Origin of the sequence: Rhizobium sp. CB3060 (genome assembly GCF_025200735.1) — a bacterium.
GTDB lineage: Bacteria > Pseudomonadota > Alphaproteobacteria > Rhizobiales > Rhizobiaceae > Rhizobium.
In genome coordinates, this window is sequence record NZ_CP104158.1 from 958,970 (window position 1) to 980,038 (window position 21,069).

12 protein-coding genes are annotated in these 21,069 nt (G+C 58.2%); 6 read left to right on the plus strand and 6 right to left on the minus strand.

The features are described from left to right. Nucleotides 1–5 precede the first annotated feature (5 nt). The gene (locus N2601_RS04735; protein ID WP_104822669.1) at nucleotides 6–401 is read left to right on the plus strand and encodes a (R)-mandelonitrile lyase; all 396 of its coding nucleotides are present in this window, start codon (nucleotides 6–8) and stop codon (nucleotides 399–401) included. A 41-nt stretch (nucleotides 402–442) separates the two neighbouring features. On the opposite strand, the gene N2601_RS04740 is transcribed toward N2601_RS04735, so the two are convergent. Genes N2601_RS04740 through N2601_RS04765 form a run of 6 tightly spaced genes read right to left on the minus strand, consistent with a single transcriptional unit; the run spans nucleotide 443 to nucleotide 8,124 of the window. Next, on the minus strand, nucleotides 443–2,629 hold the full coding sequence (locus N2601_RS04740) for a glycosyltransferase family 2 protein (protein WP_104822670.1): 2,187 nt from the start codon (nucleotides 2,627–2,629) through the stop codon (nucleotides 443–445). Between the two features lie 53 nt (nucleotides 2,630–2,682). Then, nucleotides 2,683–3,783, minus strand: coding sequence for a hypothetical protein (locus tag N2601_RS04745; protein ID WP_104822671.1), 1,101 nt, complete (start codon nucleotides 3,781–3,783; stop codon nucleotides 2,683–2,685). A gap of 17 nt (nucleotides 3,784–3,800) precedes the next feature. Next, complete coding sequence (locus tag N2601_RS04750; RefSeq protein ID WP_104822672.1) at nucleotides 3,801–5,066, minus strand: capsule biosynthesis protein; 1,266 nt, start codon at nucleotides 5,064–5,066, stop codon at nucleotides 3,801–3,803. A 29-nt stretch (nucleotides 5,067–5,095) separates the two neighbouring features. Next, nucleotides 5,096–5,749 (minus strand): ABC transporter ATP-binding protein, encoded by a 654-nt coding sequence (locus N2601_RS04755; RefSeq protein WP_104822673.1) that lies wholly within the window; start codon nucleotides 5,747–5,749, stop codon nucleotides 5,096–5,098. A 10-nt stretch (nucleotides 5,750–5,759) separates the two neighbouring features. Then, on the minus strand, nucleotides 5,760–7,058 hold the full coding sequence (locus N2601_RS04760) for a capsule biosynthesis protein (RefSeq protein ID WP_104825051.1): 1,299 nt from the start codon (nucleotides 7,056–7,058) through the stop codon (nucleotides 5,760–5,762). Beyond that, a complete protein-coding gene (locus N2601_RS04765) occupies nucleotides 7,039–8,124 on the minus strand; it encodes a hypothetical protein (RefSeq protein WP_104822674.1) in 1,086 nt (361 codons plus the stop codon). Before N2601_RS04765 ends, N2601_RS04760 begins: the two co-directional genes overlap by 20 nt. A 326-nt stretch (nucleotides 8,125–8,450) precedes the next feature. Here N2601_RS04765 and N2601_RS04770 point away from each other — a divergent pair, with 326 nt between their 5' ends. The 5 genes from N2601_RS04770 to N2601_RS04790 all read left to right on the plus strand — a co-directional run bounded on the left by N2601_RS04770 (nucleotide 8,451) and on the right by N2601_RS04790 (nucleotide 21,040). Beyond that, entirely contained in the window at nucleotides 8,451–9,323 is an 873-nt protein-coding gene (locus N2601_RS04770) for a hypothetical protein (protein ID WP_158704430.1), read from the plus strand. 448 nt (nucleotides 9,324–9,771) lie between these two features. Then, nucleotides 9,772–10,950, plus strand: a complete 1,179-nt coding sequence (locus N2601_RS04775; protein ID WP_104825053.1) for a polysaccharide biosynthesis/export family protein — start codon at nucleotides 9,772–9,774, stop codon at nucleotides 10,948–10,950. Between the two features lie 344 nt (nucleotides 10,951–11,294). Beyond that, the gene (locus tag N2601_RS04780) at nucleotides 11,295–18,752 is read left to right on the plus strand and encodes a type I polyketide synthase (RefSeq protein ID WP_104822675.1); all 7,458 of its coding nucleotides are present in this window, start codon (nucleotides 11,295–11,297) and stop codon (nucleotides 18,750–18,752) included. Next, nucleotides 18,749–20,170, plus strand: a complete 1,422-nt coding sequence (locus N2601_RS04785; RefSeq protein ID WP_104822676.1) for an aminotransferase class I/II-fold pyridoxal phosphate-dependent enzyme — start codon at nucleotides 18,749–18,751, stop codon at nucleotides 20,168–20,170. The genes N2601_RS04780 and N2601_RS04785 overlap by 4 nt, the downstream gene beginning before the upstream one ends. 18 nt (nucleotides 20,171–20,188) lie before the next feature. After that, entirely contained in the window at nucleotides 20,189–21,040 is an 852-nt protein-coding gene (locus N2601_RS04790; protein WP_104822677.1) for an SDR family oxidoreductase, read from the plus strand. Nucleotides 21,041–21,069: the final 29 nt, after the last annotated feature.

Here is a 21,069-nt window from a genome sequence, read left to right on the forward strand (position 1 = left end):
ACGCCGTGGAGATCAAGCCCAATGGATCGCGTCCGTCCTTCAATGCGCCGGCCGAGTATTTTACCGGCAGCGTGCGCCAGGAACCATTGATGCAGGCGCAGGCACCGGCCCGTGTTCAGGTGGTCAATGTCAGCTTCGATCCTGGCGCCCGCACAGCCTGGCATACACATCCCTTCGGGCAGACACTGGTGGTGACCTCCGGCAGGGGACTTGCGCAAAGCTGGGGCGGCGAAATCCGCGAGATCAATGCCGGCGATGTGCTCTGGTTTGCCCCGGGCGAAAAGCATTGGCACGGCGCCGGGCCGGACACCGCGCTGACGCATATCGCCATTCAGGAAATGCAGGACGGCAAGGCCGCCGACTGGATGGAATATGTAACCGAAGAGCAATATCGCGGATAAAAGCGGCTCGCGGTGGTTTGGATGGGATAGCAGCCGAGACCTTACATCGATGGAATGCGCAGCTTCGTTGGCATCAAGATCTTCGGGTCTGATTTATCGCGGCTATAGGCTGGATTGATCGCGCGGTCTTCAAACGTCTGCGTCCCATGCAGCCGGCGCAGATTGTCTTTCTCCCGTTCAAATCGTTTCTTCCGTTCTCCCGATTTGTCCGATCCCCGTGAAACCGATTCATGGTGGTAAAGGCAGGCGAATGGCGTCCATATGATGCGAAACCCGGCCTTGTGGGCGCGCAGGCAATAGTCGACGTCGTTGTAGGCGACGGCGAAATTTTCTTCGTCGAACGTGCCGATTGCTTCGGCACAGTCGCCGGAAATCAGCATCACCGCCCCGGTCACACAGCTCATCGAATTGCGGACATGCAGCCTGTTCATCGGGCCACCGAAATCCCGGGGCTTGTTCATGTACCAATGACCCGCCAGTCCGCCGAAGCCGACGAGGACGCCGGCATGCTGGATCTTGTCGTTCGGATAGAGAAGCTTGGCGCCGACAATGCCGGTCTTTTCGAAAGCGAGACAGGCCACCATCTCCTTCAGCCAGCCCGGCTCGATAATCTCGACGTCATTGTTGAGGATCAGATAGTGCTCGCCTTTGGCGGCGCGCAAACCGCGATTGATCGAACGGGAGAAATTGAAGGGTTCGGGCGTGATCGTCGCGGAAAACGTCGGCTGCGTTTCGCGGTAGTGCTCGTAAAGGTCCAGCACGGCCTTGTCCGAAGAACCGTTGTCGATGATCAGCACTTCGAAATTGTCATAGTCCGTTTGCTCGAAGATATCCTTCAGAACGCGGGAAATCAGGTCGAAACTATCCTTGCTGGGAATAATGATGGAGATCTTCGGCCATGAAGTCTCCGAACGTTCGAACACCACGCGATGCAGGGTATTCGTCAAGGCCTCCTCGACATGAATGGGCTGCTTTTGACGCTCAAATCGTTCCACGATCGCCTTCCTGGCATTGGCGGTCGCGGCATCCATGAATTTCCGCGAATAGGTGTGGCCGTTGCGCCGCCACCAATAGGCGGGGTAGGGCAGGTGAAGGACGGTATTGTCGGGCAGCCCTTCCAGATAGCGCAGCAGGAGATCATAGTCCTGCGAACCGTCGTATCCGGTGCGGAGATAGCCGATCTCGTGAAGCCGGCTGCGGCGGTAGATGGAGAAATGGTTGATGTAGTTGACGCCCGTCAGAAGAACGGGGTCATAGGCCGGCTTCAACATCAAGCCCTTGGGTTTCAGCCTATCGTCGACAACCAGTTCGTCGGTATAGAGGAAGTTTGCATTGGGGTTCTGCTCCAACGTATGCCGCACGACTTTGAAGGCGTGAGGAGCGATCACGTCGTCATGGTCCAGCAAAGCGACCCACAGGCCGCGCGCCTGCAAAAGCCCGGCATTGGTCGCGATCGCTATGCCGCCGTTTTTCTCGTTCAGAACGAAACGGACGTTGTTCCTCGATTTTTGCGTCTCATACCATCGCCGCGTTTCCGGCGAGGTCGAGCCGTCGTCACTCAGAATGAGTTCCGTACCCGCTTCGCTTTGTGCTTCGAAGGAGCTTATGAGATCGTCGAGATAGCGTGAGGGAGCGTTGTAGACCGGAACGACAACGCTGAGCCACACTCCCGCCGTCGAGGAAACGGGTGATGCTGCAAGATCGGCAGCAAGCCGATAGCTCGCCTCCGCATATTGTATCGCCGCGCTCGGCGAACGCTTGCCGAAGGGCAGCTTCGGCATTTTCGTCCAATATTGCGCAAGTTTGCCGAGATCGACCCGCTCTGCCTGCCCATGTGTGCCGAGCAGAGTTGAAATATGCTTCTCGGCCGATTTCGCCGAAGAAAAGGCAGCAACGTCGAAGCTGAAGGTGATGGGGAAACTTGCGGGGTCGGCGCGCAGCGAGCAGATGGTTCCGACGGCTCCCACATCCGCCGTAATAATGAAGCGTCTCCCCGCCGACAGCGTGACCGCATCCTTTTCCCGAAAGCCGCGACCGCGATTGACGTAGAACTTCGGGTCGATGGCTTCATCGGTGCTGGCTATATGAATAACGACAAGCCTTTTCCGGACCGGTGCGAATCGAATTTCGAAGGCAGGATCGTCGCCAAGGGATTTCCAAAGATTGGAATTCGCACCGGCAGAAATCGCGCGTTCAAGATCGTCGTTGGGTAAAATCTTAAGTGTCATTGATGTCTTGATATCCAAATCCCAACAGCGGATAGCGCCTCAACGGCCGGCCATCAAGCCGTATCACCGAACCCATCGAAACGTATGCCTGGAAATGCCAGCGTCGCGCTCTGTCGCATTTTTTCCAGGGACTGTAGTGTGGCATTGAACGCGATCTCTCGCCGATGCCCATCCTCCACAAGCTGGTCGATTGCCGTCAGCCATTCCTCGGCTGTGTTGCCGATGTGAATCTCTCCGGCGACGGCGCAACGCGCGAATGTCGCGCATCGGGAAAATATGGCGGCGGCCCCCATGCGGCTTATATCGATCCGCTTGGTGTCTGCGCGGCTGTCGTTGGTCCTTCCCGCCAGGAGCGGCGCCAAGGCAATGTCGGCACCATGATTGGTGGTCCTCGCGAGATAGGACGACCACGGTAACTGCGGGCTTACCGTCATCCTAGCCGGTTCAATGCCCTGACGACGCCATCGACGCGCAAGGTCGCCATCGGCAAAGACTTCGAAATGCAAATTCTTATGCTTGTTCATGGCAGACCTGACGATCGGCATCAGGAACTCGTGCTCATGACGGTGAATGCCGGTCGCATGATAGACCATCTTTAGCGACGCAGCCGTTTCACCGATCATGGCGGGTGATTTCTGAGAGGGCTGCGCCGGCATGGGTGCGAGAATGTCGACCTTATGGTCCGAGTTTGTGAGCGTCCCAGCTAGGTGCTCAGTGGATGCCCAAAGGTGGGTCAGCAATCGGTTGAGGCGCGGGAGTGGCCGGATGGCGAAATTGAGCAGCCTGAATTTATAGGGCCAACTGGCTTCGTCGCCCGCGATAACGGCGGGGATATCGTCGTCAACGAAATAGGCTATCCCCGCCAGGCGTCCATGCCTCTGCTCCAGCCAGCGCAATTGCGGCGCCTTGATATAGCGGCAGATGATGACGAAAAGCCCTTCGCAATCGACGTCGCCCAATCCGTCGTCGAGCCCCTTCAGGATGACGGGAATATCGGCAAGGGCCTTGCTTCGCTCATCCAGATAATAGCTGACGCTGGGATTGGGGTATCGCGACAGGATGAGCAGCCGTTTTGCCGGCGGGCGAATACCGGACGCGGCCGAAGGCTGCGGTCTGGGTATCAATCCGTAGATGGCGCTGCGCAGACTTTGCATGGGTGGTTGAAGCGTGATCACCCCAAACGATTTCGCACTGTGGTCAGCACGCCGACGACAATGCCCCAAATTAACAGGGTCGCCGCCAAAATGCCGCCGATCCAAAGCCCTCGTTTCGGATATTCCGCTTCGTCCGGCAGATCGGGGGCAAGAAACGTGTCGAGATAGAGAAGCTGTTGCTTGCTGACAAACTGCACTTGCTCCAGCGTTTTCATGGCTGTGGCGAATTGCTGTTCGGCCAGGCTTTGTTCTAACTCCCGCTGAGACATCTCGACCGACACGTCGGCAAGGTTCTGCTCGGATTTATTCTGCCCCGCCACCTGGCTGTTCAGATCTTGCAGTTGCTTTTCCTTGCTGTCGATTTCGCGCTTCAGAACCTTCATTTGCGGCGCATTGGGCGATACCGTCCGGACCAAAGCATCGTATTTCTGCTGAAGATTGACCTTGTCGGTCTGAACGCTGGTTATCAGGCCCGTGAGGATTGCCGATGATCCCTCGACACTGAGGACGCCCGTTTGGTTGCGGGCGAGCTGAAGCTTCTGCCGCGTTGTCTGCAGTTGATTCTTCGCATTGTCCAAATTGGTTTGAGCGGTGGTGATGACATCACGCCAGATGCGGTTGTTGACATCGTTGACCACGGCTTCGGAAGCCGCAACAACCTCTTGCAACAGCTTCTGCGCATCGGTCGCCGAAAAGGCACGGACCTTGACCGTCACGATACCGCTGTTGGGGTCGGTTTTGACGGAGACCATATCCTTCCAATAGTCGAGCATCTTTTCCGATGACGCATCCTGCTTCAGCCTCGCCAACGGATCGATTTCCGCGTTTCCGTAGAGTGTCTGGAAGTCGATCTTGGCCTGGAGAGCAGTCACCATGTCCTTGCTGGCGATGAAATTGGTAACGATTTGGGTATCCTGAACGATTTGTGCCGATGGCAAGCCGGTTACCTTGGCCAGTTGGTCCTTGCCGAGCGCCGGCGTCGACGACCGGACGGTAAAGCGCGTTTCGGACTGAAATTGATCCGAGGCCATACGCGCAAAGTAATAGATCGAAGCGGCGTTTGGGATGACAAGAAGCAATAGCGTGGAAGCCAGTATCGCTCTGCTGAGAATTTGCTCCAGCGGGCGGGGGCGCAATCCGACTGCTTTGTAAAACTGGCTTCGCTTCGATGTCGAAAAGCGCAACTTTCGCGCAGTCACCGACAGTTTCGCGGCAACATCGCGGCTGTGCTGGATCGCGCTGAGCTGAACAGTTTCAGACGTCTTTCCGGTATCGTGAGCCATATGGGACCTTGTTGACAATCCGTCGCATCTTATCTGTTCAATCTGTAGTACGCTTCGATGGCCTGCTCGACCTGATCGAAAACCATAAGCCTGCCATCGACGAGCACCATTCCCTTGTCGCAATGCTGTTTGATCATGCTCATGCTGTGCGAGATCATGATCACGTCGGAATATTTCCGCCGGCTCTCAAATGCGATGCGACAGCGTTCCTGGAACCGGGCGTCGCCCACGGCCAGAACTTCATCGACAAGATAGCAGTCGAATTCGATCGCCATGGAGAGCCCGAAGGCCAATCGTGCGCCCATGCCCGAAGAATAGGTGCGCACCGGCGCGTTGATGTAGTCGCCAAGTTCGGCGAACTCTTCGACAAACCGGGAAACTCGCCGGACATCCTCTCCATAGGCGCGGGCGACGAAGTGAAGATTGGCACGGCCGGTCATATAAGGATTGAAGCCGCTGGCAAGGCCCAGCGGCCAGGACACCCGAACGTCCTTGGTGATCTTGCCTGAATTTGGCAGCATGGTGCCGGCGATCATCCGCATCGTCGTGGACTTTCCAGCGCCGTTCACGCCGAGCAGACCATAGGAATAGCCAGGCATGAATTCGCAGCTCACACGATCCAGGATGACTTTCTTGCTATTCTGCGTCTTGAAGTGTTTCGACACGTTCTTGAAGCGGATCATCGCGTATTTCTCATATCCGATGATCCTCCACCGACGCCCAAATCAATGAAAGGGTGGTCCAGAGAACCGCCAAACCAAGCAATATGATCAGCGGTGTGGTGACGCGGTGCGGAAATATGGCTTCGTCCGGAAGCGCCGGCTTTACGAAGACGGCCAAATAGAGCGTCTTGCGCAGTGCTTCCGCAAGCACTGCGTCGTAATTCCTTTGGGAGGCCTCATAGAGCTTCTCCGCAATCATCCGGTCTGTGTCGAGCTTGGAGTATTCCAACAGCGCTTGGGCAAGGCTCGCATTTTCCGGCCCGGTGAGCTCCGCTTTCTTCTTATCGATCTGAGCGTCAAGGCTTTGCAAGGCAAGGCTGAGCTGCTGATAGGTCGGAGACCCCTCGGCATGCGACTGCTTCATCACGAACAGGCGTGTTTCGAATTCGAGCTTCTGCGCAAGCAATCCCGTTAGCAGTGTACTGCTGTCTTTGGCCTGGGTCTGTGGGCTGAGAAGCCCGGATTGATGTTGGAACTGATTGAGCGCGGCCAGGGTATCGCTATAGGCTTTCCCGCTCTTTTCGACATCCGCCCGCATGCTTTGCACGATATCGTTGCGTGCGCGCTGCGAGAGCTCGTTGATCAGCGATTCGCTCTCCTGAATGATGGCGTCGGAGAGCTTTACGGAATCATCCGGCGTGAATGCACGCACCTTCAAGGTGATGATGCCGGAAGACACGTCGATGTAGGCGCTGACATGGTTTTGCCAATAGGTCAGAAACTCCTCATCGGATTCCGAAGAGCGAAATCGAGATATAAAATCCGCATCCTGCCGCGCGAACATGGATCGATAGTCGAGTTTCTCACCGATCCGTCTGAGGATCTCGGTGGAGTGAATGAAGCTCGTGACGACATAGGCATCCTGTGAGGCGGAGCGCATGTTGAGAAGGCCTGACGCCCCGCCGCCACTCTCGGATCCGCCGCTGCCGTCGCCCTTGTCATCCGAACTGGTGCCGGAGAGCGCGCGGACGGCGAAACGGGCTTCGGCAACGTACTGATCCGAAGCAATGAAGACGTAATAGATCAAGCTCGCCAGAAACGGCAGGATAACGATCAACAGGAAGCTGATGAGTCGGAGCGGCGGCTTGCCGCCGGCTTGGGGCACGGGGTCGTGCGTGCCAGGTACCGGCAAATACTCGATGTCTTCCAGATCATTGGGCCGGAGCCGTTCCGGCACCCTGCGTCGAAACAATGACGGCAGGATATGACGTGCCGGTTTTACCCGCGGATGTGGCTGATCGATTGTCTCTTCAATGGCTATTTTGGGCATGTCGGCTTGCATTCGTGTTCCGCAATTCCGGCGCGGTGGGTTTCATCGCCTCACGCACATAATGATCAAAAATCAAATCTTCCTCGAGTATCAGTTCGGCAATATGCAATGAGCGCAATCGCGTCGCAACGTCCTCCAGGGCGGTATGGCGCGAGAGCAGTGGAAGATCGCCTACGGAGATGCCAAGCAGCTCACCGATCGCGTCCTGAAAGTGAAGGCTGTCGGCATCGTGCCCGACAATGGTGAAACGCGACAGCAGGTCGACCGCCGCGGCGACATCGCCGCGCGTGACGAGTTGCTCCGGGGTTTTCGCGACCAGTTGGCGGGTAACGGGGGACAGCAGAACGTTTCTGACGTTCTGCGATGCTTTCTTGAGCGCCGATTTAAGGGACGCCTCGCTTTCGAGATTGACGTCGGCGAAGTGTTCGGCCGCAGGCGCCAGGATGATCCTGTCTCGGTCGCCGAAGAAGGAGATCTGGGTCTTTGCCATTCGTTTCAAAAGGAATATGCGCAGGGCCAATTCGTAATATGGGTCCGTAAGCAGAACGATGGCCTTGAATCCCTTGTCGAGAAACTCCTCATAATTCCGCAGCAGCAGCCGCCCACTGATGTAGATCGACTGGATGGCATTGAGATGAAAGGCTTGCAGCGCGGTTTCATGGCCGAAGCGTTCCACGGACGACAGCTCATATTGGAAATGGCGGCCGCAGTGATAGTCGAACTTGGCCATGGGCAGGAGTTGGGTCTCCAGCCGCAGGATCTTCAACGGGACCAGTCGCGACACCTGCGGCCGCCGATAGATCAGCAAGCCGGACTTGGCATCGTGGATCATGAGCGTATTTCGCTCGGCAATATCCGGAATGATCGATGCATTTAGCTTGAAGCCGACCCGCCCATTCTCATGTCGACCCGAATCCACCACCGCTTGCTTGATCTGATCGCAGGGCAAGACCATCAGCTCGCCATCCGCATCCGATACCCTGATATGCGGCAGATCGGAAAATCCGTCCGGAATGAGATAGCCTTCCAGAACTGTGCCCCGATCATATTCGAGATTAAACAGCACGGATGCCCTCCGGCGTCTCAAGCTTGCAGGCAGGAGCGAGGCGTTGGCCTTCAACAGCCGTCAGATTGTCATAGGTGCCTTCAAACACGTCAAGATTATCCAAAATACTCTCAGGCGCCGAGCGTCGGCATGCGTTCCCGTCAGGGAGCCGCCTGCGCTTTGCGTGCCAGGAGAGAAAAGCACGGTCCGCCGGAATGGCCGAAATCCTGATCCTTGACTAGGATGTCGCTGAATCCAAGCTTTTCCAACAGCGTTAATATATCGTCTCTGTGCATCCAAAAATGCCGGTCCTTCATACCACCGCAGAAGGACGCGTTCGAGTTGGCATGCTGATAGCTGCGTTCGTAGTAGCGTACCGGAACGCCCTCGATCATCCTCGTTTCGACCTTTCCGCTGAAAGGATTGCGACGCACATCGCCCGCCGGCATAGCCTCTTCGAGAAAAAAATGCGTCCAGATGAAAACGGCACTCGCGCGGCGGGCCAACAGTCTCAAAAACCCTCCGGGATCGGCCATGTGATAGAGGACGCCGGAAGCGACGGCAAAATCATAAACCTCATCGTGGTCGGTAAGCCACGCCTGAATATCGCCCAACAAAAACGAAGCGGTGTTGATATCGAGTATTTGCCTTGTCACCAGGCATCGCAGGAAACAGAGCCGATTTGCTTCGATGGCATCGATTCGTGCCGGACGCTCGCGGTGCAGCATATAAGTATGCATCCCCTCGAGCGGGCCGACTTCCAGAATCGTCTTTCCCTCAATCGAACCAAACGACCGCAGCGCCCAATCTATTCGGCCGTCCGCATAAAGATGATGTATTCCGGCTTTCAAATTGAGGGCGACGGGAAAGGCGCTGTTCCAGCCGGGAAGGGCGTCGATCGCATTCTGATGATCGGGTTTGCCCTGCTCATATTGGTCAAATATCGCCTCCAGAGAATTCCCCGTCACCTTTTTCCTGGATCGCTTTGCAAAACCGAGCATCGATTGCACCTTCATTTCCATCGGTATTTTCGTCCGGTTTTCGAGGCGCCTCTAAGCCGGCATAAGAGGCCGATTTTCTACCGCTCTGATCCACATCGCCGCGGCGCCTTGAGTGGTCGGCACAATCCACGTCACGGTCTTTTTTCGGGAATAAGCTTTACCCAACCTTGCTTCGATTTTCCCTATTATCTGCAAAGAATAAATCTGCCGTTCGGCTAATCTTGGGTTGTCTTATTTGGCTGCCTATATCGGGCACGGTTTAGAGCGCGAGGCTATCATAAGCAAGGTACCCTCATAAAAACGAGGAGGTTCTCAGATCCGTTTTTTCCGTTTCGGACGTGCAAGATTTCCAATCTTGCTTGATGTCATTACTTAAGGAATTCCTTTATCATTCAGTGAATATTAATTAAATTACTTGGAGAATTTCGGTAGAAATTGCCTTATTTCCGTTTTCAGCCTATATCGCATAGGTAGTGCTGCCATGGCGTGAGTTCGGAAGTATGCTCATAAGAACGCACATAAATTTTTTTAACGGCATTAGTGCAAAATCGGCTTGTTGAGGGGCGCTCACTATGCTTTTCAGGACGCCGACTGATTTTATGAATAATGCGCTGGCCTGACCGACTCGGTAACAGCAGCCGATATTGATTTTGAGGTTTTTCAATTGATTCGCGTAGGAGCGGCGTTACTCGTTTGCGTGGTTCTGGCGGGATGTAATTCCGTCTCGAGCGAAGGGCCGCTGGCCGGTGCGATAGATGATGATGCCGGGCAATCGGGCGTGGAACTCGGGCGCAAGAATGCGGCCGTCTTCGATGTCGTCGATATAAACAGCCGCACGGCGCGCTTTGTCTCGGACTATGTGTCCAGCGCACTCAATCGTCGGTTCGGGATAGGCGGCCCTGTCGGACGTGTCGTTATCGGTGTCGGCGATTCGCTGAAAGTGACGATCTTCGAGGCTGGCGCCGACGGTTTGTTCTCGACGGCCCAGTCGAAGCAGGTATCCCTGGATATTATCGTCCAGCCGGATGGGACTGCAGCCATCCCCTATGCCGGCACGGTCAAGTTTGCGGGCAAGACATTGGAACAGGCCCGTCAAGCGATCCTGGCGGCGCTGGCTACCAAGGCGGTCGAGCCGGACGTTATCGTGACGAGTACCGGTACGTCATCGCGCACGGTGACCGTTTCCGGCGCCGTCGGCCGTCCGTCGATGGTTCCTTTGGATCTGATCGGCGAAAAGATCACCCAGGTCATTGCCAAGGCTGGCGGACCGGTCACTCAGCCTTATGAGACCTATGTGACCTTGGTTCGGGGCAACAGGACCGGAACGGTTCTTCTAAAGTCGATCATCGAACATCCCACTGAAGATATTTACGTTCAGCCTGGCGATCAGATTTTCCTCGTGCGTGATCCCAGGACCTTTACCCTTCTTGGCGCCGTTAAGGGTGACGGCCGCCTTGAGTTCGGGGCCAACGACTTGAACCTGCTGGAGGCTGTCGCTCTGGGCCATGGCGCGGTGGATGAAGCCGCCAATGCGCAAGGGTTCTTCCTGTTCCGGTACGAAGAACCGGAAATCGTTCAGAACCTCCTCGGTGCCGCTCGTTTCCAGGAGCTGGTGCGTAAGGGAATGGCGCCGGATTCCAAGGGACGATATCCGATCGTCTATAGATTCGACATGTCGCATCCCGACAGTCTCATTGTCGGCCAAACGTTCCCCGTCAAGAGCCGGGACGTCATCTATGTATCGCGTCATCCCTCGGTCGACATTCGGAAATTCCTGACGCTGGTCGGTGCGCCGCTTAATATTGCCTCGCAGGGTGCTGCCACCGCTGCCAATCTGGGGCAGTGACATTGGCTTGATCGCGGAGGCGGCGCGGAACGCGCCTAGCCGCAGTTTCAATGCCGACGTCAGCATATCGCATCGTCGAAAGACTGGCTTTCATTGAGCAACAGAGGATTGCGAGAGCCGGCGGGATGCGTCTTCCTTTTGAGATTCCGATGGTGGTTCTTCTAGGAAGGGTTGTGGTGAGCCGACCCTGTCCCGCTTCGGATCAGGGTCGTGTTGTTTGTCGATATGGTGTTCAGCCCTCGGTTTTTGCAGGTGACAACCGCGGACAATTGTGGTGTGAACGGGTGATAAGCAAATATGGCTACTTTCATCCTATGTAATTTTAGAGACGACGCCGAGATACTATGACGGTTGAAATTATCGGACGGGCGAGTGTTGCCCCGGGCGCGGATTCGATTGAAGAACTGCACCTCGTCCTCAAGGAAGGACGTTGCACGGTCAACCGGATCCCCGATGAACGCTGGGATCTCGCACGTTTTTGGCACCCCGTCGTCGGTACGCAAGGGAAAACCTATAGCTACGCCGCCGGCGTCATGGCCGACATCTACTCTTTTGACCCTGCAGTCTTCGGTCTTTCGCAGCGTGAGGCGATGCAGATGGATCCGCAGCAGCGCATCCTTCTGAACCTCGTCTGGCGGGCTTTGGAAGATGCGAATTTGCCCGTCGATAGCTTCGAAGGCGAAAGGGTCGGCGTCTATGTCGGCGCTTCCTCGCTTGACCACGGCAATCTCACCGCCGAAGATCCGGCCGCTGGCAGCCCGTATTTCATGACGGGCAACACGCTCTCGATCGTTTCCAACCGCATTTCGCATATTTTCGGCCTGCATGGCCCGAGTATGACGATCGATACGGCCTGCTCGTCGTCGCTCGTGGCGCTCGATCAGGCGGTGAGGGCGCTGGAATGCGGCGATATCGATACTGCGATCGTCGGCGGCATCAACCTTCTGGTTCACCCGCTATCGTTCGTCGGCTTTTCCCAGGCGCGCATGCTGTCGCCGGAAGGGCTTTGCCGCGCCTATGACGATAATGGCCGCGGTTACGTTCGCGCGGAAGGCGGCGCGGCCATCATCCTGCGCAGGACAGATCGCGCTTTGCGTGAGAAGGATCGCAGTTACGCTCGGCTCCATGCGATCGGGGTGAATTCTTCCGGCCGTACAAATGGGATTTCGTTGCCGTCGCGCGATGCACAAGCCGCTTTGCTGCGTTCGATCTATGAAGGGCAGAACATCGACGTCAACCGCATAGCCTTCATCGAAGGTCATGGTACGGGGACTAAGGTTGGCGATCCCGCCGAGATTTGGGCGATCGGCAATATCATTGGCCGGAACCGCCGGGCGCCGGTGCCGGTCGGCTCAATCAAGTCCAATATCGGCCATACCGAGCCCGCCTCCGGTCTTTTCGGCCTGCTGAAGGCGATGATCGCGCTGGAGAACAATTTTCTGCCGGCATCGCTGCATTTCGAGCAGCCGAATGAAACCATCGATTTCGAAGGATTGAACGTTCGGGTCAATACATCGGCCATCGAGCTCCTTCCGGCCAAACGGCCGCGCTTTGCCGGCATCAATTCCTTCGGCTTCGGGGGCACGAACGCCCATGTCGTCATCAGCGATCCCGATCCGGTCGCTCCGCCCGAACCACCATTGCGGGGCGAGGGCACGATTTTCGTTGCGAGCGCTCATACGGCTTCGGCGCTGTCGAAGCTGCTCGAGGACTACAGGAGCCGGCTCGAACGGGCAGAGCCCAAGGAAGCCCGGCAGATCATCGCGGCCGCCGCTGCCAATCGCGAACCGATGCGCCACCGTTTCGCCGCCAAGGCCAAAGACAGCGCCGCAGTGCTTGCGGCGATCGATGCGCATCTTGACGGTGAAAATTCCGTTGGTGAGGTCGGCGAAGTGCCGGGACAGGCGATCAAGATCGCCTTCGTCTTTTCCGGCAACGGCTCGCAATGGGCGGGCATGGGCGTCGAGGCTTATCGGGAAAACAGCCATTTCCGGCAGTGTTTTCAGTCGTTCAGCGCGCTCTTCGAATATTATCTCGCCGAGAAGCTTACGGATATCCTGGTTTCCTCCGATTTATCCATGCGGCTCGCCGACACCAAGATCGCGCAGCCTCTGCTTTTTGCAATTCAAGCCTCCCTATCGGACTGCTTCTCGGCGCTCGGTGTGAAGCCCGATGCCGTCTTTGGCCACTCCGTCGGCGAAATCGCCGCCGCCTATGCGGCCAAAGCGCTGACGGCAGCCGAAGCGGTCGCGATCGTCGCCAAGCGTTCGCTGCATCAGGATCTTCTCGCCGGAGAAGGCAAGATGGCTGCGGTCGTTCTCAACGAGGATGCGGCGCTCGCCTTCGCCAAATTGCACGGTCTCCACGACATCTGCATCGCAGCGATCAACGCGCCGAATTCGATAACGATTTCTGGCCCGGTCCATGAGATCGAAGCATTCAAGGAGGCAGCTCGCAAGTCGCAGATCGTCGCGCATATCCTCGACATCAACTATCCCTTCCACCATCCGATCATCGATCGGGCAAAGGACGCCTTTCTGGCCGATCTGCCTGACGTCGCACCGGATGCCGGCAGCGGCACCTTCATTTCAACGGTAACCGGCGCTGCCTGCGACGGCCGTTTGCTCGATGCTCAATACTGGTGGCGCAATGTTCGCGATCCCGTGCTTTTCAAGACGGCCTGTCAGGCGGCCATGGCGATGGGATGCAACCTGTTCATTGAAATCGCGCCGCGCCCGATCCTTTCGAATTACATGACGGAGATCGCCAAGCAGGCGTCCGTCCAGGCGGTTGCCATACCGACATTGCTGCGGGAGCCGCCGCTCTCCGGGCGGGATCCGGTTTCGCAGGCTTTTGCGCGCGCTGTCGCACATGGCGCGTCGGCGCTGCGTTCGCGCGGCAGCGCCACGCGCAATGCCTTCGTTAAGCTGCCGTCTTTGCCGTTCGAACCGGTGGAGCTGCGTTCGCAGCCAACAACGGACGAAATCGACATTTTTGGCCGCGACGGCAAGAGCCCTTACACCCTGCTGGGCTGGCGCACGGACCCCAACGCCTCCACCTGGAAGAACCATCTGGATGCGCATCTCTTCGCCGATCTCGCCGAACATGTCGTCGACGGCAAGTCGATCTTGCCGGGCAGCGGTTTCATCGAGATCGCCGTCACGGCAGCTCAGCGATATTACCAGACGGATGCGGTTGAGATCGGCAATCTCGAAATCGTCAGACCCTTGGAACTGCGGCAGGATCGGATGGTGGAACTGTCGACCATCCTTTCCCCGGAGACGGGCGATATCGAGATCCGCTCGCGTGAGAGGCTGAGCAACGACGACTGGACCGTTCATGCGGTCGCGCGCGGCCGCAAGCCGATCGGGAAGGGCGATGCCGAAGACAGAGCCGCATGGCGGTTCGAGGAAGAGAAATCCATTCTCACGTCCGAGAAGACCTATGAAACGGCCGAGCGTTTCGGGCTGCAATATGGTCCGCATTTCCAGCTTCTATCGAAGGCTGTCGCTTTCGGGCGCAGCGTCATTGAAGTGGAGCTGAAGCCGGCTGCCGCTCCCGCCCATCCGTTCGTAACCTACAACCTCAATCCGATGTCGATCGATGCGGCGTTCCACGGCCTCGTCGCGCTCTTCGATAAACTGTCGGGCGATGAGGCGGGAGCTCCCTATATCCCGGTTCGTTTCGGCACTGTGCGGGTAGCTGGCAAGGGAAGACCGGTTGTCAAAGCGGTCATTGAGATCGATCGGTTCAGCCGGAATTCGATCAAGGCCCGCTTCCGGATGTTCGACGGCGACGGCGATGAGGTTGCCGTTTTCGACGATTGCCGCTTCCGCCGCACCTATCTGCGCCGGCATATGACGCTCGATTCCGTCTCCTTTCACTATGAGACCGTGCCATCGGCGATTTTTGGCCGCCGATCCGCATCGGACATGGTTATGCCAGATGCTTCGGCACTGCGCGGTCTCAATGGAAACCATTCGCTCAATAATGCAACCCTGCTTCTTGACGCAGCAATTTACCGGGCATGCCATGAGATCGCCTTGGCGATCGCGGGCAGGGATGGTGCGGTTTCGCTTTCAAACCTTCCGGACGATCCGGAATTCCACCCGTTCCTGATCAACTGCCTCTATATTTTGGAGGATGCCGGCATCGCTTCGGCTGATGATGGCAAATGGCATATTCCGCTCGATTTTACTCTGCCGCCGGTGGGCGAAGTGCTGCAGGAGCTCTATCGCGAAGATGCCGGCCGGGTCGCCGAAGCAATTCTCGTCAACAATGCCTATCGCGAAACCCTGGAGCGTCTGGCCGCCGTTCATAGACATGTGCTTGGCCAAAAGCGGGCCGAGGCAACTGTTCATACGACTGGCGGAGCGACGCTGGAGCATGTGCTCGTTCACTCGCCCTTGAGCAGCAGGCGGCTTTCGCTTGTTGCCGAGGCCCTCGCAGTGTCCATCGAGACCAATCCCGGCGATATTGGTTTTATTCTGGAAGCGGGGTCGACATCCGCAGCCTTTAGCCAGCGGTTGGCCGCGATCGCCGCCAAGGCCGGCGCCAGCCTGATCATAACCGAGCCGCGAGAGCAGGTGCGCCGTGCACTTGAAATCGCCTTCGAGGGTGCCGCACATGTCATCGTCGCGGAGCCTGGCAAGCTTGCCGATCAGCCACTCGCCGACGTTATCATTGCGTGTAGTGATCAGAGCCAGCATCTTCTATCCCATGACGACGGGCTGAAAGCCGCCATCCGCAGCGCTGCCGCGCGTGGCGCGCAACTCCTGTTTGCCGATCGAGCGCCGAGCGTCTTCAACGATTTCGCGTTTGGCCTGTCGGAGGGATGGTTCGCCGACAGTCAGTCGCCGGAATTCCCTGTAGGCCAGTTGGGTACGCTGCAGCAGGTCGAGGATATCCTTGCGGCGCTCGGTTTCGGCAAGCCTCGGATCGAGGAGCAGGTATTCCCCGAAGGGGTGCTGATCACGGCGTTGGCTGCATCCGAAGGTCAAGTCGAAGACGAGCCTGCTGTATCCCGCGCCGACGCACCGCTTTTAGTTCTGTCCGAGCGTGGCGCGAGCATCGGCCTTTCCGATATGCGGATGATCGCAGTCGACGTCAGAGCAGCGTCTTCGAACCTCGCCGAGGTCCTCGCGTCCCACCATCCGCGCCATATTCTCTATCTGGCAGAGCGGGAGGGCGAGCGCGGCGCGTCCGATCTGTCGCGGATGCGGCTCGACGTGTTCGCAGAGCTGGCCGATGCATTGACGAGATATGCGGAGGGTGACAGACCGCGCCTTGTAATCGCGGCTCCGGGCGGTTCGCCGCTTGCCAAAGAGCGGGTTGATGGCGCCAATGCCGGCTTGTGGGCCTTCGCGCGCGTGCTGCAGAATGAATATGATGGCTTCGACGTGCACCTGCTTGATGCCGAAACCGACGATGAGCGGGCGATCGCAGCCGTTGAGACCCTTCTTTTCGCCGAGACCAATAACCGGGAGTGGATGCTCGACAGGGTAACCGGCGAGATCCGCGAAATCCGGGCCGTGGCCGGGCCTTTTGCGGCGACCGAGATGAACCGCCGCGATGTAGCCTCGGCGGCGATCCGGCAACATACGAGTGGCCGGTTGGACAGCGTTGTTTGGGAAGAGGCGGATTTGTCGGCGCCGTCGGATGACGAGGTCATCATTGCCGTCGAAGCCACCGGCCTCAATTTCCGTGACGTCATGTGGGCGATGGGCCTGTTGCCAGAAGAAGCGCTGGAGGATGGGTTTGCCGGCGCAACGATCGGCATGGAGTTCGCCGGTCGCGTCCTGCAAACCGGCTCTGCCGTCGGCGACCTCCAGCCGGGCGACAAGGTCATGGGCATTGGTCCCGCTGCGTTTTCGACCCACGTGCGCGTGCGCCGCGATGGTGTCACCAAGCTGCCGGAGACGATGGACACGCTTGCCGCGGCCACGGTGCCCGTCGCCTTCCTGACCGCCTATTACGCTATGGTCGAGCTGGGGCGTATCCAATCGGGTGAAACCATCCTGATCCATGGCGCTGCCGGCGGTGTCGGCCTTGCCGCGTTGCAGGTCGCTAAGCTCAAGGGCGCTAAGGTGATCGCCACCGCCGGCACGGTCGAGAAGCGCCGCTTCCTTCAAATGCTCGGCGCCGACCACGTGCTTGACTCCCGCTCGCTGGATTTCGTTGCGGGCGTTCGCCACATTACCCGGGGCGAAGGCGTCGATCTTGTGTTGAATTCGCTGTTTTCCGAGGCGATGGAGCGAAGCATCGAGCTGGTCAAGCCGTTCGGCCGCTTCCTGGAATTAGGCAAGCGCGATTATTATTCCGACCGCAAGATCGGTCTGCGCCCCTTCCGCCGCAATATCAGCTATTTCGGCATCGACGCCGATCAACTGCTGGTCAACGCTCCCGCCTTAACGAAGCGGATCTTTGCGGAGATCGGTCAGCTCTTTGCCGATCACAAGCTCACTCCGCTGCCCTATCGTGCCTTCGGCTATGATGAGATCGCCGGTGCTTTCCGGCTGATGCAGAATGCCGGTCATATCGGCAAGATCGTCGTTCGCCCGCCTGTTCTCGGTGTCGATCCTGTCTTGCCGGCGCCGGCTAAATCGCTGCGGCTCGATCCCGCCGGCATTTTCCTCGTGGCTGGGGGTATCGGCGGTTTCGGTCTCGCGGCCGCCAACTGGCTCGTGTCCAAGGGTGCGCGCCGCATCGCTCTGTGCTCGCGCCGGGGCGTCGCCGATGAGGAGACGCTGAACACCGTTGGTGAATGGGAGAAGAAAGGCGTCGTGGCAACGCTGCACGCCTGCGACATCACCGACGAGGTTGCTGTCGAGGCACTGCTTGGCTCGCTTCGTTCCGAGGGTGCGCTGAAGGGCATTATCCATGCCGCCATGGTCTTGGACGATGGACTTCTCGCCAACCTGACACCAGAGCGCAATCGGCCGGTTATCGAGGTGAAAGTCAGGGGTGCCGACAATCTTCATCGATTGACCCGGAATGACAGCCTCGATCTGTTCCTGCTGTTTTCGTCCGCGACGACGATGCTCGGCAATCCTGGGCAAGCGAATTACGTCGCAGCGAACGGCTATCTCGAAGGTTTAGCGCGATCGCGCCGCGCCACCGGTCTGCCGGCGCTCGCCGTTGGCTTCGGCGCCATTGCGGACAAAGGATTTCTTGCCCGCAATATCGAGGTCAACGAGCTCTTGTCCAAGCGCATCGGCAAGGCCGCCTTGAAGGCGCGCGATGCGTTGGAGCAGGTCGAACGTTACATGCTGGCCGATACCGGCGAGATCGATGCCGCAGCCGTTATGATCGCCGAAATTGATTGGAGTGCGGCACGCATGCTGCCGATCGCCGCCCGGTCGCTGTTCGAACCGCTGATGCGCCATGCGGGCGATCATCAGTCCCTGAACGATGGCGACATCATCGATCTCAGCGAATTGATCAAAGGTAAATCCGAGGAGGAGGCGCAATCCGCTTTGCACGTGATCGTGGCTTCGGAAATTGCTGCGATCCTGCGCGTGACCGAAGATACGATTACACCCGACAAGGTGCTGAAGGATATCGGCCTCGACAGCCTGATGGCGATGGAACTCGGCATGAGCTTCCAGCAGAAGACCGGTTTCGACATTCCCTTGAGTGGGATCGGGGAGGGGACGACGGTCAGCGACGTCGTCAGCCGCTTGCGTGACAGGGTCATGAATCGTGGTGGCGGGGAGGTCGAGGGTTCGGCGGCGAGCGAGGATCAAGTGGTCAGCCGATTGGTCCAAAGCCACTCCCTTCAGAAGAAGGCCGCACGCTCATGACGCAAGATGCCAATGGGGTTGTTCCGCCCGGCGACAAGAAAAGCAGCCTGCTGGAGCAGATGCGCCGCGCCAACGAATCTTCCGGACGCAACCGGGCGGAGCGGTTGAACAGGCAGCCGCAGCAGCCGGTTCGTCAGGCTCAGCGCTTCGAGGATTTGCCGGAATATAAGCGCGTCATGACGCAGAAGATTGCCGGCGAGATGGCCGGTATCGCTAATCCTTTCTACCGCTCGCATGATACCGCCGCCGGCGCGACGACAAAGATGGGCGGACGAGAATTCGTCAATTTCGCCTCCTATGATTACCTTGCCACCAATACCGACCCTCTCGTGGCAACCCGTGCCAAGGAAGCCATCGACCGTTTCGGCATCTCAGCTTCCGCCAGCCGCCTTGTCGCCGGAGAGCGGCCGGTGCATGTCGAGCTGGAGCAGCAGCTCGCCAAGCTCTATGGCGTCGATGCTGCTGTCTGCTTCGTCAGCGGCTACTTGACCAATGTGGCGACCATCGGCTGTCTGCTGGGGCCGCAGGACCTCGTCATCCACGATGAGTTCATCCACAACAGCGCGCTTGCCGGTATCAAGCTTTCCGGCGCGGCGCGGCGCCTGTTCAAGCACAATGACGCAGAAAATCTTGAAAGCATCCTGAAGACACTGTCTTCCGACTTTCGCCGTATCCTGGTCATTGTCGAAGGCATCTATTCCATGGACGGCGATGTCGCCGATCTCCCGGCGCTTCTGGAGCTGAAGGCCCGGTACGGCTTCTGGCTGATGGTGGACGAGGCTCATGCGCTCGGCATCCTCGGCGAAAAGGGACGCGGCACCTTCGAGCATTTCGGCCTCGATCCGCGCGATGTCGACATCTGGATGGGAACGCTTTCGAAGACGACATCGAGCTGCGGCGGCTATATTGCCGGCAGCAGCGCGCTCGCCGATATCCTGAAGGCGGAGGCAGGCGGCTTCGTCTATAGCGTCGGTCTTGCCCCGGTTCTGGCCACGGCGGCCATCGCCGGCTTACAAATTCTGGAGTCCGCACCGGAGAGGGCCGCTCGGCTCAGGCGCAATGGCAGCCTCTTCCTGCAGCGTGCCAGGGAGGCGGGCCTCGATACCGGTCTGAGTCTTGGCTTTTCCGTCGTTCCCGTCATCGTCGGCGATTCGCTGCGAGCGGTGCAGCTTTCCAATGATTTGCTGGGCGAAGGCATCAATGTGCTGCCGATCATTCACCCGGCCGTGCCCGAAGGCATGGCGCGGCTGCGCTTCTTCATCACCTGCAATCACACCGAAGAGCAAATCCGCCGTTCAGTCGCCGTAACGGCCCGGAAACTCCAGGATTTACAGGATCGGAATTTCGGCCTGGCGTCCATCGATATGGACAAGGTGATGCAGTTGTTGCCGGCGCGCCAGGCCGCCGGCAAGCCATAGACTTAAGGCGATCAGGTCATGCATGTCATCGTCACCGGAGGCTCAAGCGGGATCGGTCTGGCGATCGCCAAGCTCTATGCCATCAGAGGCGACCGGGTGTCTCTTCTTGCTCGCCACCCCGGGCGTCTGGAAGAGGCGCGTGTTGAGATTGCGACCATGGCAGGCGTCGATCTTTCTTGCATCCAGATTGCCTCCGTCGATGTCGCATCCGCCAAACAGGTTTTGGAAGCCGTTGAGGCCTGCGAGCGTGCTTTCGGACCTTGCGACGTCCTGATCGCGTCTGCCGGCATCGTCGAGCCATCTGCTTTCGATATTATGCCGGCCGTAGTTTTCGACGAGCAGATTGCCACCAATCTCCTGGGAACGGCGAATATCGTGCGCGCTGTCTATAAGGGCATGAAGACCCGTCGCAGCGGCAAGATCATGATGATCTCCTCTGGCGCCGCTTTGATCGGCATTTACGGCTACACCGCCTATTGCGCCTCCAAGTCGGCGCTGATCGGCTTTGCCGAAGCCTTGAGCGCAGAAGCGGCCATCGCCGGGGTGCGTGTCGCGATCTGCTTTCCGCCGGATACGCTCACGCCGCAATATCACCGTGAAATGTCGATGCGGCCCGCCGAGGCGGAGCTATTGATGGGTACGGTCAAGCCGTGGAGCGCCGAAGCCGTGGCGGCAAAAATCGTCGGCGGTCTCGACCGCGGCAAGGCCCGAATCCACTTTGGATGGTCGCTGACCGCTCTCGCCTATTTCGGGCCCTTGATAAAGCCGCTGTTGATATGGTGGTATTCTCGCAAGCTTCGAAAAATAATTGAGCAAGGACGGGATGGAAGCCTTGCCCGCTCGATCGACAAAGGCTTTGATCGGGGCTGAACGAAGTTTCCATAATTTATGTCATGCTC

Bases quoted from the DNA above. Each gene is read 5' to 3' on its own strand.
- N2601_RS04790 (WP_104822677.1), top strand. From the start codon at position 20,189: ATGCATGTCATCGTCACCGGAGGCTCAAGCGGGATCGGTCTGGCGATC.
- N2601_RS04740 (WP_104822670.1), bottom strand. From the start codon at position 2,629: ATGACACTTAAGATTTTACCCAACGACGATCTTGAACGCGCGATTTCT.
- N2601_RS04780 (WP_104822675.1), top strand. From the start codon at position 11,295: ATGACGGTTGAAATTATCGGACGGGCGAGTGTTGCCCCGGGCGCGGAT.
- N2601_RS04755 (WP_104822673.1), bottom strand. From the start codon at position 5,749: ATGATCCGCTTCAAGAACGTGTCGAAACACTTCAAGACGCAGAATAGC.
- N2601_RS04760 (WP_104825051.1), bottom strand. From the start codon at position 7,058: ATGCCCAAAATAGCCATTGAAGAGACAATCGATCAGCCACATCCGCGG.
- N2601_RS04745 (WP_104822671.1), bottom strand. From the start codon at position 3,783: ATGCAAAGTCTGCGCAGCGCCATCTACGGATTGATACCCAGACCGCAG.
- N2601_RS04750 (WP_104822672.1), bottom strand. From the start codon at position 5,066: ATGGCTCACGATACCGGAAAGACGTCTGAAACTGTTCAGCTCAGCGCG.
- N2601_RS04785 (WP_104822676.1), top strand. From the start codon at position 18,749: ATGACGCAAGATGCCAATGGGGTTGTTCCGCCCGGCGACAAGAAAAGC.
- N2601_RS04770 (WP_158704430.1), top strand. From the start codon at position 8,451: ATGCTGATAGCTGCGTTCGTAGTAGCGTACCGGAACGCCCTCGATCAT.